The 17051-nt window shown below is 67.3% G+C and carries 15 protein-coding genes; 6 read left to right on the forward strand and 9 right to left on the reverse strand.

What is annotated here, in order from left to right; all coding sequences use genetic code 11:
* Positions 1-83: 83 nt before the first annotated feature.
* Positions 84-1136: a cytochrome D1 domain-containing protein gene (locus AAHK21_RS02650; protein WP_367856321.1), complete on the forward strand. Its 1053-nt coding sequence runs from the start codon at positions 84-86 to the stop codon at positions 1134-1136.
* A 155-nt stretch (positions 1137-1291) separates the two neighbouring features.
* Here the strand turns inward: AAHK21_RS02650 and gspF are convergent, their stop codons facing one another.
* The 7 genes from gspF to gspG are packed head-to-tail and all read right to left on the reverse strand — an operon-like array spanning position 1292 to position 9103.
* Positions 1292-2497, reverse strand: coding sequence for a type II secretion system inner membrane protein GspF (gene gspF / locus AAHK21_RS02655; protein WP_367856322.1), 1206 nt, complete (start codon positions 2495-2497; stop codon positions 1292-1294).
* Complete coding sequence (gene gspE, locus AAHK21_RS02660; RefSeq protein WP_367856323.1) at positions 2497-3918, reverse strand: type II secretion system ATPase GspE; 1422 nt, start codon at positions 3916-3918, stop codon at positions 2497-2499. Before gspE ends, gspF begins: the two co-directional genes overlap by 1 nt.
* Positions 3915-6278 (reverse strand): type II secretion system secretin GspD, encoded by a 2364-nt coding sequence (gene gspD, locus AAHK21_RS02665; RefSeq protein ID WP_367856324.1) that lies wholly within the window; start codon positions 6276-6278, stop codon positions 3915-3917. The genes gspE and gspD overlap by 4 nt, the downstream gene beginning before the upstream one ends.
* Complete coding sequence (gene gspM / locus AAHK21_RS02670) at positions 6275-6793, reverse strand: type II secretion system protein GspM (protein ID WP_367856325.1); 519 nt, start codon at positions 6791-6793, stop codon at positions 6275-6277. The genes gspD and gspM overlap by 4 nt, the downstream gene beginning before the upstream one ends.
* Entirely contained in the window at positions 6783-7703 is a 921-nt protein-coding gene (gene gspL / locus AAHK21_RS02675) for a type II secretion system protein GspL (RefSeq protein ID WP_367856326.1), read from the reverse strand. Before gspL ends, gspM begins: the two co-directional genes overlap by 11 nt.
* The gene (gspK, locus tag AAHK21_RS02680) at positions 7700-8650 is read right to left on the reverse strand and encodes a type II secretion system minor pseudopilin GspK (RefSeq protein WP_367856327.1); all 951 of its coding nucleotides are present in this window, start codon (positions 8648-8650) and stop codon (positions 7700-7702) included. The genes gspL and gspK overlap by 4 nt, the downstream gene beginning before the upstream one ends.
* A gap of 6 nt (positions 8651-8656) precedes the next feature.
* Positions 8657-9103, reverse strand: a complete 447-nt coding sequence (gspG, locus tag AAHK21_RS02685) for a type II secretion system major pseudopilin GspG (RefSeq protein WP_038705895.1) — start codon at positions 9101-9103, stop codon at positions 8657-8659.
* 147 nt (positions 9104-9250) lie between these two features.
* Between gspG and gspI the strand changes: the two genes are divergently transcribed.
* Complete coding sequence (gene gspI / locus AAHK21_RS02690; protein WP_367856328.1) at positions 9251-9631, forward strand: type II secretion system minor pseudopilin GspI; 381 nt, start codon at positions 9251-9253, stop codon at positions 9629-9631.
* Positions 9632-9667: 36 nt separating this feature from the next.
* Here gspI and AAHK21_RS02695 read toward each other — a convergent pair whose 3' ends face one another.
* Positions 9668-11902, reverse strand: coding sequence for a TonB-dependent siderophore receptor (locus AAHK21_RS02695; protein WP_367856329.1), 2235 nt, complete (start codon positions 11900-11902; stop codon positions 9668-9670).
* 303 nt (positions 11903-12205) lie between these two features.
* Between AAHK21_RS02695 and AAHK21_RS02700 the strand changes: the two genes are divergently transcribed.
* Entirely contained in the window at positions 12206-13294 is a 1089-nt protein-coding gene (locus AAHK21_RS02700) for a TerC family protein (RefSeq protein ID WP_367856330.1), read from the forward strand.
* Here the strand turns inward: AAHK21_RS02700 and AAHK21_RS02705 are convergent, their stop codons facing one another.
* Positions 13295-13588: a DUF1330 domain-containing protein gene (locus tag AAHK21_RS02705; protein WP_038705893.1), complete on the reverse strand. Its 294-nt coding sequence runs from the start codon at positions 13586-13588 to the stop codon at positions 13295-13297.
* Between the two features lie 78 nt (positions 13589-13666).
* On the opposite strand from AAHK21_RS02705, the gene ribBA reads away from it, so the two are divergent.
* The 3 genes from ribBA (at position 13667) to AAHK21_RS02720 (ending at position 17046) form a co-directional block, all read left to right on the forward strand.
* Complete coding sequence (ribBA, locus tag AAHK21_RS02710; protein WP_367856331.1) at positions 13667-14779, forward strand: bifunctional 3,4-dihydroxy-2-butanone-4-phosphate synthase/GTP cyclohydrolase II; 1113 nt, start codon at positions 13667-13669, stop codon at positions 14777-14779.
* A gap of 327 nt (positions 14780-15106) precedes the next feature.
* On the forward strand, positions 15107-16132 hold the full coding sequence (locus AAHK21_RS02715; RefSeq protein WP_046856010.1) for a polyamine ABC transporter substrate-binding protein: 1026 nt from the start codon (positions 15107-15109) through the stop codon (positions 16130-16132).
* Positions 16129-17046, forward strand: coding sequence for an ABC transporter permease (locus AAHK21_RS02720; RefSeq protein WP_367856332.1), 918 nt, complete (start codon positions 16129-16131; stop codon positions 17044-17046). The genes AAHK21_RS02715 and AAHK21_RS02720 overlap by 4 nt, the downstream gene beginning before the upstream one ends.
* Positions 17047-17051: the final 5 nt, after the last annotated feature.

The following is a 17051-nucleotide window of genomic DNA, read 5'->3' on the forward strand; positions in this document are numbered from 1 at the left end:
ACATGTCCACTGAAACTCTCGGGCGGCCCGACGGGTCACAGCCAGTGCATGCAACAAGGATCACACCTTCAAGGAGACTGGACATGCCCTACCCCATGACATTCACACCCCCCTTCCGCCTGCTGGCCCTGGCCGGTGCCCTGCTGGCCTGCGCCACTTTGGCCAATGCCGACGATGTGCTGCTGGTCGGCAACAAGGCCGACGCCAGCGTATCGGCCCTGGACACTGGCAGTGGCCAGGAAATGATCCGCCTGCCGGTAGGCACCGGCCCCCACGAAGTGGTGGTCAGTGGCAATGGCCTGCTGGCCGTGGTCGGCAATTACGGCGCGCAAGGCACGGCGAACAACAGCCTGAGCGTGATCGACTGGCCAACCCGGACGGTCGTGCGCACCATCGACCTGGGCGAAGACGCCCGCCCCCATGGCATTCGCTTCCTGCCCGACAGCCAGCGGGTGGTGGTCACCACCGAAGCCAGCGAACGTCTGCTGGTGGTCGACCTGGCCCAAGGTAAAGTGCTCGACCGGATCGACGTCGGTGGCGGCAAACCGCACATGGTCGCGCTGTCACCCGGTGCCGACCGCGCCTACGTCAGCCATGTCGAGAGCGGCACGCTGTCGGTGGTCGACCTGCTGCACAAGAAGAAAATCGCCGAGATCCCCACGGGCGCCGGCAGCGAAGGCGTGGTGGTAACCCCCAGCGGCACCCAGGTATGGGTCAGCAACCGCGACGGCAACGAAGTGGTCATCGTCGATAGCAAGCGCCTGGAAGTCACCGACCGTATCCGCACCGGCCTGTTCCCGATCCGCGTCGCGATGACCCCGGATGGCAAGTATGCACTCGTCACCTGCGCCAAGTCGGCGGAACTGGCGGTGATCGATGTGGTGGCCAAGAAAGAGATCAAGCGCATCGGCCTGGCGCGCGAAGGCGCCGAATACCGCCGTACGATGCTCGGCGAAGAGGCGCTGCCGATTGGCGCGGTGGTCTCGCCGGATGGCAAGCGGGTCTATGTGGCGATCAGCGGCGGCGATGAGGTCGCGGTGATCAGCACCGCCAACTGGACCGAGAAGGCTCGCTGGAAAGCCGGCCCCGAGCCGGACGCCCTGGCGATCGTGGTGCAACCGAAGGAAGACAGCTGAGCACCGCAAAGGCGCCTCGCGGGAGGCGCCTTTGCACCACTGGCCTTGGCTGAATGGAAGAAACCGGCCAGGATCCGCCCCCTCTTGCGTTCACAGCTCAACCCTCCGTCTTGATACTGGTTCCGCCAACAAGGTGTGGGAAGTGGCGCAGCAGATCACTGCACCAGCTGGTTGATCTCGATGATCGGCATCAGCACCGCCATGACGATCAGCAGCACCACCGCCCCCATGATCACGATCATCAACGGCTCGAGCAGCGCGGTCATGCCCATGGCGCGACGCTCGATGTCCTTGGCCAGGCTGTCGGCGGCGCGGTCGAGCATCGGCGGCAGGTTGCCGGTCTTCTCGCCGCTGGCGATCAGGTGGATGAGCAGCGGCGGAAAGACCTTTTCCACCGCCAGCGCCGAGGCCAGCCCGGCGCCCTCGCGCACCCGCGCGGTGGCCTCGCTGACACACTGGTCGAGGCGATCGTTGCCCAAGGTCTGGCGCGCCGCCTCCAGCGCACGCAGCAGCGGCACCCCGGCGCTGCCGAGGATCGCCAGCGTGGAAGCAAAGCGCGCCGTGTTCAGGCCCAGCACGAAACGGCCGAACAACGGCAGCCGCAGGATCCGCGCGTGCCAGGCCAGGCGCGCCGCCGGGGCGCGCAAGTAGACACGCCAGGCCCAGAACGCCCCGGCCATCAGGGCGAAGCACAGCACGCCCCATTCGCGCACGAAGTCACTGGCCGTCAGCATCGCCAGAGTCAGCCCGGGCAGGTCCTGGCGTGCCTGGGTGAAGGCGCTGACCACCTGCGGCACCACGTAGCTGAGCAGGAAGATGACAATGCCCACCGACACCAACCCGACCACGCCGGGGTAGATGAACGCGGTGAGTATCTTGCCGCGCAAGGTGTTGCGCTCCTCGATGTAGTCAGCCAGGCGCTCCATCACCTGGGCCAGGTCGCCGGACTCCTCGCCCGCCGCCACCAGCGCCCGGTAGATCTCGGGGAAGTCCCGCGGCCGTTCGGCCAGTGCGTCGGCCAGGCGCATGCCACTGCGCACATCGCCGCGCACCGCCGCCAGCAACTGCGCCACATGCTTGCGCTCGGCCTGCTCCAGGGTCGCGCCCAGCGCCGCCTCCAGCGGCAGGCCGGCGGCCAGCAGGCTGGCCAGCTGACGCGTGGCCCAGGCCAGGTCGCCATCGCTCAGCCTGGCGCTGAACAGGCCCGCGCCCTGCCCGGCAGCGGCCTGGGCCTCGACCTCCAGCGCGGTCAGCCCCAGGCCGCGCAATTGCGCCATCGCGGCGCCCGGGCTGTCGGCTTCGAGCAGCCCTTTGACGATATGCCCCTGGGCGTCGGCGGCTTCATAGCGATAACGATTCATCAGGCATCCCGTGTCACGCGCAGGATCTCTTCCAAGCAGGTGCTGCCGCTGTCGACCCAGCGTTGGCCGTCTTCGCGCATGCTGCGCATGCCGTTGCTCCGGGCCGCGGCGCGCAGGGCCTGTTCATCGGCGCCCTGGTGCACCAGGGCGCGCACTGCGTCGTCCACGCAGAACAGCTCATGGATGCCGGTACGCCCGCTGTAGCCACAGTGATTGCAGTGCGCGCAGCCCACCGCCCGGTACTGCCCGGGCGTGGCCGGCTCGGGCTCGCGGCAGTGCGGGCACAGGCGCCGCACCAGGCGCTGGGCCAGCACGCCGAGCAGCGCCGAGGCCAGCAGGAACGGCTCGACGCCCATGTCGACCAGGCGGTTGACCGCCGACACCGCATCGTTGGTGTGCAGCGTGGCCAGCACCAGGTGCCCGGTCAGCGAGGCCTGCACGGCGATCTGCGCGGTCTCCAGATCGCGGATCTCGCCGATCATGATCACGTCCGGGTCCTGGCGCAAAATGGCGCGCAGGGCCACGGCGAAGCTCATGTCGATACGCGCGTTGACCTGGATCTGGCTGATCCCCGGCAAGTCATATTCCACCGGATCCTCGACGGTGAGGATGTTGCTGACACTGGCATCCAGCCGCGCCAACGCGGCGTACAGGCTGGTGGTCTTGCCCGAGCCGGTGGGGCCGGTGACCAGCACAATGCCATGGGGCTGGCGGATCAACTGGTCCAGCCGTGCCAGCACCGCGGCGTCCATGCCCAGCGCCTCCAGGCGCAGGCGCCCGGCCTGTTTGTCCAGCAGGCGCATGACCACGCGCTCGCCATGACCGGTGGGCACGGTGGACACGCGGATATCGATGGGCCGCCCGGCCACGCGCAGGGCGATGCGGCCGTCCTGGGGCAGGCGCTTCTCGGCGATGTCCAGCTGCGCCATGATCTTGATCCGCGACACCAGCGCGCCGTGCAACGCCTTGCGCGGCGAGACCACGTCGCGCAGGGTGCCGTCGACCCGGTAGCGCACCAGGCAGTGGCTCTCGAACGGCTCGATATGAATGTCGCTGGCCTGGTCGCGGGCCGCCTGGGTGAGCAAGGCGTTGATCATGCGGATCACCGGCGCGTCGTCCTGGGCCTCGAGCAGGTCGGTGACTTCCGGGATGTCCTGCAGCAGGCGGTCGAGGTCCACCTCGTTCTCCGCCGCGCCCACCACCGCCGCGGCGCTGCCGGTATCGGCGTAGGCGCTGACCAGCAACGCATCCATGTTCGCGTCGGTCACCGCTTCGACAGCCACCGGGCCAAAGCGCCGACGCACCTCTGCCACCGCCCAGCCCGGGCTCGAAGGGCAGCACGAGAGTACCGCCCTCGCCTCGCCATCGGCCTGCAGCACCACCCGCTGGGCCTTGGCCCAGGCATACGGCAGGCGGCTCAACGGGCCACCTCGTCCACCGGCACGGCACGGATCGAGGCCCGTGGCGCCTGCGATGACACCGGCCGCGCGCGGCCCTGGTCGGGCACGCCCTGCTCCACCGGCGGCAACAGCGGCATGTCCATGTCCGGCAGCGCCCAGGAGTGCTCGGGCTTGAGGTTGCCCTGGGTACGGCGGATGAAGTCGTAGCGGTTCAGGGTGATGCTGCGCCCGGCCGCGGCGTCACGCACGATGTACGGGCGCAGGAACACCATCAGGTTGGTCTTGGTGCTGGCCCGGCGCTCGCTGCGAAACAGCGCGCCGACCCCCGGCAACCCGGACAGCCACGGGATGCCTTCGTTGCTCTGGGTGTAGCCGTCCTGCAGCAGCCCGCCGAGGACCATGATCTGGCCATCGTCGAGCAGGATGCTGGTGTCGATGGCGCGCTTGTTGGTCACCGTACCGGCGGCACTGGAGGCGCGCTGGTCGACGCTGCTGACCTCTTGGTAGACGTCGAGCTTGACCGTGCCGCCCTCGGAGATCTGTGGCCGCACGTTCAGGCGCAGGCCCACTTCCTCGCGCTGGATGGTCTGGAACGGGTTGTTGCTGTTGCCGCCGCCATCGGTGACGTACTGGCCGCTGACGAAGGGGATGGTCTGGCCGACGAAGATGCTCGCCGCCTCGTTGTCCAGAGTCAGCAGGTTGGGTGTCGACAGCACATTGCTGCCACCCTTGCTGGTCAATGCACGGGCCAGCACCTTGAGGTCGAGCACCTCGCCGATGCCGGGGATCTTCACCGTGCCATCGACCACGCCCACCGACAGCCCCTTCGGCAGCACATCGATGCTGCTCGGCCCCTTGACCAACCCGCTGCCACCGAGGTTGGCACCACCGAACACGCCATTCTTGCCAAGGTTGCCGGCCTGCCACTGGATGCCGAACTCATTGGCGTCGTCCTCGCCGACCTCGACGATCAGGCTTTCCACCACCACCTGGGCGCGGCGCTGGTCAAGCTGGTCGATGACCTCGCGCAGGCTGCGATACAGCGGCTCGGGGGCGGAAATCAGCAGGGTGTTGGTGGTCTTGTCGGCCTGAATGGTCGCGCCACCGGCGGAGAATGCGGTGCCTTGGTCGCTCTGCTGCGCGCTGGCGCCGTAGCCGTTCGGCGTGCTGCCGGCGCCCAGGCCGTTGCCGCGGTTCTGGCTGCCAGTGGCACTGTTGTTCTGCGTGGCGCTGTTGTTGCCGGTGCTGGCGCTATTGCTGTTGCCACTGCCGCCGGTGAGCATGCCGCCACCGCTGAGCAGCGCACGCGTGCCGTCGGCAGTGGCGCTTTCGCTCTCGCCGGTCAGCAGCCCGCGCAGGCTCTGCGCCAGCTTGTCGGCCTGGGCATTGCGCAGGTACACCACGTGCAGGTTGCCGGCGCTGTTCTGCGCATTGTCGAGCTTGTAGACCAGGTCACGGGCCAGCTGGGTACGCTCGGGGCTGCCGGAGCGGATCACCACGCTGTTCGAACGCGGATCGCCCAGCACGCTGATCTTCTGCGTCGGGTCGCCGCCCTGGCTGTCGAGCAGTTCGTTGACCATGCTGGCGATGTCGCTGGCGATACCGTTGTTGATCGCCACCACATCGGTGTCGATGGCGCTGGGGATATCGACCCGGTCGAGGATCTGCGCGACCCGCTCGAGGTTTTCGGCGTAATCGGTGACGACCAGGGTGTTGTTGCCCGGGTAGGCGTTGATCGGGTTGTCCGGCGAGACGATCGGGCGCAGCACCGGGATCAGGTTGACGGCGTTCTCGTACTGCAGACGGAAGGTCCGGGTGACCATGCCGTTGCCGGCGTCGCGGTCGCCGCTCACCAGCGCGCCGCCGAGCAGCTTGGCGTTGGCCTGGGGCACCACCTGGGCCACGCCGCCGACATCGACCACGCTGAAGCCCTGCATGCGCAGGGCCGACAGCAGCATCGAATAAGCCTTGGCGGCAGGCACCTCGCCTTCGGAAACCAGGGTCAGCTGGCCCTTGACCCGTGGATCGACCAGGAACTGGCGACCGGTGGCGCGGGACAGGCCGCGCACCACTGCCTGGATATCGGCATCGACGAAGTTAAGCTGTACCGGCTGGTCGCCGAGTGGATTGGCCGGCGCGGGTGCGGCCACGGCGCGGCTGTGGCGCTGGCCGACCCGGGGCGGCGACTGGCGCTGCAGCGGGCGGCTCTGCGGTTCGCGGTGATCCAGGGTGCCCGCCGTGGCACCGGCTTCGGCCAGCGGGCGGCCCAGCTCGCTGCTGGCCAGGGGTCGTTGCACGCTCGGCGCGCTGGCGCAGGCGCTGAGTGCCAGGGCCAGGAGCAAGGGCGCGAACGGCAGTCGCGGTGAACGGAGGCACGTCATGAAGGGTCCTTAGCGCCATGCGCCTGAGTCATGCGAAGGGTTCCGGAAAAGGTCACCGGGCTGCCGGGCTCACCGGGGTCCCGGCGCAATGTCAGCTGACCAACACCGAGCCCGAGGCGCGGCGGCACAGACTGTAGCCAGGCCATGGCCGCCTCTGCGGGGGCCCGCTGCCAGCCCAGGTGCAAGGTATCGCCCTCGCCGTCGAGCTGTGACTGCGCCAGCAGGCCAGCCTGCTCCAGGCTCTGGCGCAAAGCCTGGGCGGTATCCGCAGGCCGTTTTGCCAGGCGCTCGCCGAGCAAGGCATCGAGCGCCTGCGCCTGGCTGTGCAGCTTGGGTGTTTCGGCCTGCCAGTGGTCGATGCGGGCCAGGGCCGGCTGCACCAGTACCTGCCAGCAGAACAGCGCGCCGAGCAAGCCGCCTGCCAGGGCAACCGCACGACGCTCCCTCGCGGCCAGGGCTTGCCAGCGTTGCCGGCCCTGCCCGCGCAGCAGGCCCAGGCGGGCCTTAATCGACATGGGCCAGCTCCTCACCGGATGGGTTGGCCGCACGCAGGGTCCAGCCTTGCCCACTGGCCTGGCCTTCGATGCCGCGTGCGGCGAGGTCGGCCTGCCAGGCGCTGTCCGCCGGGGCCTTGCCGCCATCGTCCAGGGGAGTGAGGCGCAGCACGCCATCCTGATAATCCAGCGCCTCGACATTACCCGCGAGGAACGGCATGACCTGGCCGGCGCCGTCGAGCAAGGCCGCCAGCCCCGAGCCGGCGCCACCCTGCCCGGCCTGCAGCTGCTGACGTGCCTGCTGTAACGGGTTGAGCACTACCGGCAACTGCGGGAAGGCCATGCGCACCTGGGCGACCATGTGCGCACGCAACTGCTCACCCTCGTCGGCCAGGTGCGCGGCATAGAGGTTCAAGCCCAGGCACCAGATCACTGCCGCCGCGCCCCAGATCGCCAGGGTGCGCCCCAACGCTGGCGATTTCACAGGCCCGGCAAGCCCGCCGGCCAAATCGACCGACGACGCGGTATCGTCCTGCCGGGCAAACAGCCCGGCCACGCGGATACCATCGGCCTGCAGCCATGCCTGCAAACGCGCTATCTGCGCAAGGCCCAGCCAGGCCACGGCGACGTTCCCATCTGCCTGGCGCGGCCCGTGCGCCACATGGACCTGCCCGGCATCGCCGAGCACCAGCCCCTGGACCGCGCAGCCCACCGCCGCGCTCAGCCGCTTGCCCGTCAGCGGTGGCAAGGCCAGGACCAGGGCCAGGCTATCGTGCGCATGCAGGTGCAGGCGCCAGGATGCACCCTTGATCTCGCGCTGCAATTGCCCGCGTGTGGCCTGGCCGCCACGCTCGGCCTGGCGGTAATCCAGCAGCGAGACATCCTCCAGCTCCGCCAACGGCGGTAGCTGCACATCAACCAGCGTACTCATGCGCCCACCCGGCTCCAGATGACATCCGGCAACTGCCCCTCGCGCTGGCGCAGCAGCGCCTGCAGGGGTAGTTCGCGGCTGCCCAGGCGCGCCTGGCCGCGCAGGCGGAACCAGTCGCTGTTGATCCCCACCCGCACATTGGCCATGGCCAACTGCGGCATGCGCAAACGGTTGACGAAATCGCCCCGGTTGATGAACCAGCGCCCACTGTCGCGCTCGGCCACCAGCGCCATGGCCTGCTGCAGCGACAGCCCCGGCACCTGCGCGGCGAGCACTTCGGCAGTGGCGGTGTTGCCATTGATCCAGGTCAGCGCCGGCAGCACCGTGACGAATCGGCGCAGGCGTTGCAGGGCCTCGGCGTCCATGCCCTTGAGCCCGGCCAGGGCATCGACGCTGCGCAGCATCGGGCGCCTGGCCGGCAACGGCTCGGCGGCAACGGCTGGCGAGGTCGCACGGCCGCCTTGCAGGCCTTGGCCGGCACTGCCGGGGGATACCGGCGGACGCTGTGGGTAGCTGTCGATCACCTGCCCGGCGATGGCCGTGGCCAGCCGCTCGCCGATACCGATCAGCGCGCACAGGCGCTGGAAGGTCGCCAGCGCCTCGCTGTCCACCTGGCCATCGACCACCAGGTTGCGCAGGTTGAACTTGCCCTGCTCATCCTCCAGTTGCCCATCGAAGCGCACGCTGCCGGACGGCACATCGCGCATCGGTCGCGTCCAGGGTTGGCCGCCACGTACCAGCGGGTCGCGCAGGCGTTGTTCGAACAACACCCTGCGGCTAAGTTGCAGGCCACCCTCCAGGGCCCATTGCCCCTGCAGCGCCATCTGGCGGTTCTCCACCTGACGGGTCTGCAGCCCCTGGCGTTCGATCATGCCTGCGGCGATCACCGCCACCACCGCGGCAATCAACAGCGCACTGATCACGGCCATGCCTTCCTGGCGCGCCATGGCCGGTCACAACTGCCAGGAGCCGAGGTCGGCGTTCACCCCATCGCCCCCGGCCTGGCCGTCGGCGCCCAGGGAAAACACATCGATCTCGCCGTTGGCGCCCGGGTTCAGGTACTGGTAAGGGCGGCCCCAGGGGTCGTTGGGCAGGCGGTCGAGGTAGGCACGCCATTGGCCATCCTTGGCCTGCGCCGGCTTCTCCACCAACACCTTCAGGCCCTGGTTCTGGTTCGGGTAGGCGCCGTTGTCCAGTCGGTACAACTTCAGTGCCTGCATCAGCCCGCCGATGTCCTGGCGCGCCGCCGTGGCGCGGGCCTGGTCGGGGCGGTCGAGCACCTTGGGCACCACCATCGCCGCGAGGATCCCGAGGATCACCACCACCACCATGATCTCGATCAGGGTGAAGCCCTGCTGGCGCAAGCGGCGGGCGGGAAGGTTGCGGCGGGCGATCTGCATCTCGGCATTCCTTGCGTGAGTTCGAATCGGGGGCCGATTGTGGCAAGGAGGTATGTCACGGATATTGAAAAAGCTCGGGAGTCGGCGTCGTCAAAGCGTCATCGGGCCGCTCTACAGTGCCGCTTTGCCTTGCGCGGAAGGTGCCCTGTGCGTGCCACCGAGGATGGTTTCACCCTGATCGAAGTGCTGGTGGCGTTGACCATCGTGGCGGTGGCCATGGCCGCCGCCGTGCGCGCCAGCGGCTTGATGACCCAAGGGAACGGGCTGTTGCGCGACAAGGCGCTGGCCTTGCTCGCCGCCCAGGGACGCCTGGCCGAACTGCGCCTGGAAGGCAGCGCCAGGCCGGGCGTCAGGCAGTTCGAATGCGACCAGGGCCGCCTGCGCTTGCGCTGCGAGCAGCGCGTGTCGCGCTCGCCACAAGGGCTGCTGGAGGTGTCGCTGCAGGTGTTCGACCGCCAGCATGAAGGGCCGGCGCTGGCGCGATTGCAGACGTTGCTCGGGGGCGCCGAGGCTGCGCCCGCCACGTAAGAAGCGGGCGTGCCCGCTCCCCCGTGGCGGGTACCCTCAGAACGCGTAGCGCGTGGTCAGCATGAAGTTGCGTGGGTCACCGTAGTAACCGCCGTTGTAGAAGCCCAGGTTGTTGAAGTACTTCTTGTCGGTGAGGTTGTTGCCGTTGAGGGTCACCGACAACTGCTCGGTCACCTGGTACCGCGCCAGCGCATCGAGGGTCAGGTAGTTCGACTGGGTGTAGCGGATGGTCTCGCCCGCCGCCACCGGGCTGTCCAGGTCCTTCCAGATCTTGCTCTGCCAGTTGGCCGAGCCGCCCACGGTGAGCTTGTTCCACACCCCCGGCAGGCGGTAGGTGGTGGACAGGCGCAGCAGGTTCTCCGGCTCGATGGTGGAGATCTTGTCGCCCTCGCCATCGCGGGTGATGCGGTGGGTAAAGCCACCCTGCACATGCCAGTCCGGGGTCAGCTCGCCCGCCACTTCCAGCTCGAAGCCACGGGTCTTGGCACCCTGGATCGCCCGGTAGATGCCACGGTTGGTGGCCGGGTCGGTGCGGTCGAGTTCAGCGAGATTGTCCTGGCGAACCTCGAACAGCGCCAGGCTGGCGTTGAGACGCCCGTCGTAGAACTCGCCCTTCAGGCCCAGCTCATAGGCGTCGCCCTCCTCCGGCTCGATCATCTTGCCGTTGGCGTCCTGCTCGGCCTCGTGCGGCTTGAAGATGCTGGTGTAGCTGCCATACACCGACCAGCTGTCGTCCAGGTCATAGACCACCCCGGCATAGGGTACGACCACGCCGTTCTCTTCCAGGTCCTGGGTCTTGCTGCGCTGGCCGCTGGTGGTGTCCAGGCGGGTGCTGTCGAGCTGCCAGTTGGACAGGCGCCCACCGAGGATCACCGACAGTTTGTCGGTGGGCTTGAAGCGGCCGGTCAGGTAGGCCGCGTCTTCCTGCACACGGGTATCGACCTTCGACAGCGGACGCCCCCAGTCGGGTTCGCTGAACTCGCCGCGCCACTGGTAGATGTTGGCGCCCCCGAACAGGAACGGCCAGTTGCTTTCATGGGCGCGCACGTCGCGGTGGGAAATACCCGCTACCAGTTCGTGCTCACGCCCCAGCAACTGGAACGGGCCACTGGCATACAGGTCGTAGGCGTTCTGGTCGGTCTGGTAGCGATAGCGCCCCAGCCACACGCCCATGCCCGCCCCGGTGGCGGCATCGGGGTAGCCGTTGGCCGCCGACCCCAGGCGCATCGGCGCGTCTGTTTCGCTGCGAGTGGCCGAGGCCTTGAGCGTCCAGTCGTTGGCCAGGCGCTGCTCGAGGGTGACGAACAGGTTGTCGGCGGTGTTGTCCCAGGCACTCCACTTGGCCCCGGGGTTGAACGAGCGCGACATGCCAAAGCGGTTGCCCTGGCTGTCCAGCAAAGGTGTCGACGGCCCCCAGGACGAACCTTCCGGGCGGTTGCTCTGGCGGCTCAGGCCGACGCTGAGCAAGGTGTCATCGCTGAGGTCGGCCTCGACGATGCCGTACATCACCTGTTTCTTCTCGGACAGGTTGTCCATGAACGACTGGCCGTCCTCGTAGGCTGTGACCAGGCGCCCGCGCACGTTGCCGTCCGGCGTCAGCGCGCCGCCGACGTCGAACTCGCCACGGTAGGTATCCCAGCTGCCGGCACCGAGCGATACATAGCCGGACAACTCGCGGGTCGGCCGCTTGCGCACCAGATTGACGGTCGCCGACGGGCTGCCGAAGCCACTGAGCAGGCCCGTGGCGCCACGCAGCACCTCGACCCGGTCGTAGATCACCAGGTCGGTCTGGTCGATGCCATTGCCGAAGCGGAAGGCCGCCGGGATGCCATCGACCTGGAAGTTGTCGATGTCGAAGCCACGGGCCTTGAAACTGGCGCGGTTGCTGTCGAGCTTGGTGACGGTGACGCCAGGCGTCTTGCCCAGCACATCGCTGATGCTGGTGAGGTTCTGGTCATCCATCTGCTGGCGGGTGATGACCGTGACCGACTGCGGCGTCTGCCGTGGCGACAAGGCCATGCGCGTGGCGGTGCGGCTGGCGCCGGTGGTGTAGGACCCGCTGCCTTCGGTGGTCTCGCCCAGCGCGGTATCGGTGATGGCGGTGGCGCCCAGCTCCAGGGTGCCCTTGCCGCTGGCGGTTTCGGCCCAGGCCGGGCCGGCCGGCGCGGCAAGGCTTGCCGCGAGGATGGCCAGTGCCAGCGGATGGCGCTGGCGGACGGTGGTGGCGTTCCCTGCCCTTTGAACCGTGTTCAGAGAGTGCTGTCGTTGCACGCTTGTCGACCCCTAGTTGTTGTGTCTGCTTGATGCAGGTGGGGCTAATCACTGGCGATTGTTGTGGTTGTGCGCCTGTTCTGCGACGGCTGCGGCGCATCCTAGGGTTTTTACGAATTTTTTACAATTGCGAATATTTCGCATTAATTGGATCCAGGCAAAGAAATGTAACAGCCTGCCATTCGGCAACCCCGGCGAACGCGACTAGGCTCAATCGCATGTGATGCCGGGCCCCTCTGACGGTTTGCGCCGCCATGTCGGAATCACTGTTGCCATGCAACGTCGACAATCAAGGAGGGGCTCATGACGGCTCTGCACGCATTCCTTTTCACGCCTTTTCTTGGCACCAGCACCTGGTTGTGGCTGGTCTTCATCACCATCGTCATCGCCTTGCTGGTCCTCGACCTCGGTGTGCTGCACCGCCAGGATCGCGAGATCGAGATGCGCGAAAGCCTGCTGCTGTATTCGGGCTACTTCAGCGTCGGCGTGCTGTTCGGCGTATGGGTCTGGTATGAACTCGGGGCACAGCCGGCGCTGGAGTTCTATACGGGTTTCCTGGTCGAGCAGTCGTTGTCGATGGACAACGTGTTCGTCATGGCGATGATCTTCAGCTTCTTCGCCATCCCCCGCCGCTATCAGCACCGCGTGCTGTTCTGGGGCATCCTCGGGGTGGTGGTGCTGCGGGCGATCATGATCGGCGTGGGCGCCGCGCTGGTGCAGCACTTCGCCTGGGTGCTGTATATCTTCGGCGCCTTCCTGCTGTTCACCGGGGTGAAGATGGCCCTGTCCAAGGATGACGCCCACCCGGACCTGGCCAACAACCCGGTGCTGCGCTTCGTGCGTCGGCACATGCGGGTAACCGACCAGCTGCATGGCCGGCACTTCTTCGTCCATCTCACGCCGCCCGGAACCGACCGCGCCATCCGCTATGCCACGCCGCTGTTCCTGGCCCTGGTGCTGATCGAGCTGGCCGACCTGGTGTTCGCCGTCGACAGCGTGCCGGCGATCTTCGCCATCACCCAGGACCCGTTCATCGTCTACACCTCGAACATCTTCGCCATCCTCGGCCTGCGCTCGCTGTACTTCGCCCTGGCGGCGCTGATGCACCGCTTCGTCTACCTCAAGTACGCGCTGGCGTTGGTGCTGATCTTCATCGGCTGCAAGATCTTCTGGCACGGGCTGGTGGGCAAGGTACCGGCCGGGATTTCGCTGGGGGTCACGTTCGGGCTGTTGCTCGGCGGCGTGCTGCTGTCGTTGCTGCGCACGCGCAATCAGCAGCAACCGGCCGAACAACAACCCGTGCAGGACGAACCACTGCCCACAGTGGACAAGCCGACAGCCATTGCCACCGACAGCAATCCCGAGAAGAAAGGCCCGCACCTGCGGGTCTGATCAGGGCGCGAGCCCCTCGACGATGATCACCTGCGCCATCGCCGCGCCCTGGCGATGGCGGCAGGCCTCCTGGTACAGGTCCGAGCGATAGCAGGCCACGGCCTGCTCATAGGAATCGAACTCGATCACCACGCTGCGCTGCGGCGTCGCCCGCCCCTCCAGCGCCTCGCTACGCCCGCCCCGGGCCAGGAAGCGCCCGCCGAAGGCGACGAACGCCGCCGGGGCGCGCTGGGTGTATTGCAGGTATTGCTCGGGGTCGGTGACGTCCACGTGGGCGATCCAGTAGGCCTTCATTCGTCGCGCTCCTGTTGCATGGTCATTTTCGTATTATGGTATACCATAAAACTTTCTTGACCAGCATGAGCGTGCAACATGGCCTTCAACAGCATCGAAGAACTTCTCGAGGACTATCGCCAGGGCCGGATGGTCCTGCTGGTGGACGACGAGGACCGGGAAAACGAAGGCGACCTGCTGATCGCCGCCGAGCGCTGCGACGCCCAGGCCATCAACTTCATGGCCCGCGAGGCGCGTGGCCTGATCTGCCTGACGCTGACCGACGAACACTGCCAGCGCCTGGGCCTGGAACAGATGGTGCCAAGCAACGCCAGCGTGTTCGGCACCGCCTTCACCGTGTCGATCGAGGCCGCCAGCGGTGTGACCACCGGCATTTCCGCCGCCGACCGGGCGCACACCGTCGCCGCGGCCATGGCCGCCGATGCTCGCCCCGAAGACCTGGTGCAGCCCGGTCACATCTTCCCCCTGCGCGCCCGTGAAGGCGGTGTGCTGACCCGCGCCGGGCACACCGAGGCCGGTTGCGACCTGGCCCGCCTGGCAGGCTTCAGCCCGGCCTCGGTGATCGTCGAGGTGCTCAATGACGACGGCAGCATGGCCCGCCGGCCGGACCTGGAAGTGTTCGCCGCCCGGCATGGCATCAAGATCGGCACCATCGCCGACCTGATCCACTACCGGCTGAGCACCGAGCAGACCATCAAGCGCATCGGTGAACGCGCATTGCCCACGGTGCACGGCACGTTCCGCCTGGTCACCTACGAAGACCGCATCGAAGGCGGCGTGCACATGGCCATGGTCATGGGCGAGATCCGCCGCGAGCAGCCCACCCTGGTGCGCGTGCATGTGATCGACCCGCTGCGCGACCTGGTCGGCGCCGAGTACGCAGGCCCCGCCAACTGGACGCTGTGGGCGGCGCTGCAGAAGGTCGCCGAAGAAGGTGCCGGAGTGGTGGTGATCCTGGCCAACCATGAATCCTCCCAGGCTCTGCTCGAACGCGTGCCGCAATTGACGCAGCCGGTACGGCCCTACCAGCGTGGCCAGTCGAAGGTCTACTCGGAGGTTGGCACCGGCGCACAGATTCTCCAGGACCTGGGCGTGGGCAAGCTGCGCCACCTGGGGCCGCCGCTCAAATACGCCGGGCTGGCAGGGTACGAGCTGGAGGTGGTGCAGAGCATTCCGTTCGAGGGCAATTGATTTCACGTGGCTGCAAGCACTGCCTGTCAGCTGGCTCCCACAGGGACCTCGCAATTCCTGAGACCCGCGCCGTATCTGTGGGAGCCGGCTTGCCGGCGATGGGCCGCAAAGCGGCCCTGTCGCCACGCGGAGTGATGGCCGGTCAGCGCCGACCTCTTGCGAAAAGTTTGGAATACCATAATATGACATTCCGTAGACCTTGAATTCTGCCGGCCGCACCTACACTGACATGACGGCCACGCTCCACCCGTTTGACGCTGCTCCCCGAACATGATTGGCGGGCGACAGAAGCCCGCCTCGAATAACAAAAGCAACGAGGGCGTAACCATGCTGTTGAGCAAACGAGTAACCGCAGTGCTGTCCGCCAGCCTGCTGACCCTGGCCTGCCAGGCCACCCAGGCGGCCGACAGCCTGAACTTCGTCAGCTGGGGCGGGACCACCCAGGATGCGCAGAAGGCCGCATGGGCCGAACCCTTCAGCAAGGCGTCCGGCATCAAGGTGGTGCAGGACGGCCCCACCGACTACGGCAAGCTCAAGGCCATGGTCGAAAGCGGCAACGTGCAGTGGGACGTGGTCGATGTCGAAGCCGACTTCGCCCTGCGCGCCGCCAGCGAAGGCCTGCTCGAACCCCTCGACTTCAAGCAGATCCAGCGCGACAAGATCGACCCGCGCTTCGTCTCCGACCATGGCGTCGGCTCGTTCTTCTTCTCCTTCGTGCTCGGCTTCAACGAGGGCAAGCTCGGCGCCAACAAGCCAGTGGACTGGTCCGCCCTGTTCGACACCAAGACCTACCCCGGCAAGCGCGCCCTGTACAAGTGGCCCAGCCCCGGCGTGCTCGAACTGGCCCTGCTGGCCGACGGCGTGGCGCCAGACAAGCTCTACCCACTGGACCTGGACCGCGCCTTCAAGAAGCTCGACACCATCAAGAAAGACATCGTCTGGTGGGGCGGCGGCGCCCAGTCGCAGCAACTGCTGGCCTCGGGTGAAGCCTCGCTCGGGCAGTTCTGGAACGGCCGCGTGTATGCCTTGCAGCAGGACGGCGCGCCGGTCGGCGTGAGCTGGAAGCAGAACCTGGTCATGGCCGATTTCCTGGTCATCCCCAAGGGCGCGAAGAACAAGGACGCAGCCATGAAGTTCCTGGCCAACGCCAGCAGCGCCGAAGGCCAGGCCGAGTTCGCCAACAAGACCGCCTATGCCCCGGTCAACGTCGACAGCGTGGCCAAGCTCGACAAAGACCTGGCGCCGAACCTGCCGACCGCCTACGCCCAGGACCAGGTGACCCTGGACTTCGCCTACTGGGCGAAGAACGGCCAGGCCATCGCCGCCCGCTGGAATGAGTGGCTGGTCAAATGAAAGTCGCCATCAATGCCCTGCACAACGCCCAAGGTGTCCCCAGCGGCACCGGTGCTCCCGGGGCGGCCGAGCGTCGCCCGCCCATCAGCCAACGCTGGCGCGGCAGCCGCAACCTGCTGCCGGCGCTGCTGTTCCTTGGCCTGTTCTTCTTCGCCCCGCTGGTCGGCCTGCTGCTGCGCGGGGTGCTGGAGCCCGAGCCGGGCCTTGGCAACTATGCGCAGCTGTTCGCCAACTCGGCCTATGCCCGGGTGCTGTTCAACACCTTCTCGGTGGCCGGCCTGGTCACCCTGATCAGCGTGCTGCTGGGCTTCCCGCTGGCCTGGGCAATCACCCTGGTGCCCAAGGGCTGGGGCCGCTGGCTGCTGAACATCGTGCTGCTGTCGATGTGGACCAGCCTGCTGGCGCGCACCTACTCGTGGCTGGTGCTGCTGCAAAGCTCGGGGGTGATCAACAAGGCGTTGATGGCCATGGGCATCATCGACGCCCCGCTGGAGATGGTGCACAACCTCACCGGCGTGGTGATCGGCATGAGCTACATCATGATCCCGTTCATCGTCCTGCCGTTGCAGGCGACCATGCACGCCATCGACCCGATGGTGCTGCAGGCCGGCTCGATCTGCGGCGCCAGCCCCTGGACCAACTTCTGGAAGGTGTTCCTGCCGCTGTGCCGCTCGGGGCTGTTCTCCGGCGCGCTGATGGTGTTCGTGATGTCGCTCGGTTACTACGTCACCCCGGCCCTGCTCGGCGGCGCGCAGAACATGATGCTGCCCGAGTTCATCATCCAGCAGGTGCAGTCGTTCCTCAACTGGGGCCTGGCCAGCGCCGCCGCCGCGCTGCTGGTGGTGATCACCCTGGTGCTCTTCTACCTGTACCTGAAGCTGCAGCCGGAGTCTCCGGTCGGCAACGCGAGGTAAACCGC

Origin of the sequence: Pseudomonas sp. TE50-2, from assembly GCF_040813665.1 — a bacterium.
Taxonomy (GTDB): domain Bacteria; phylum Pseudomonadota; class Gammaproteobacteria; order Pseudomonadales; family Pseudomonadaceae; genus Aquipseudomonas; species Aquipseudomonas soli.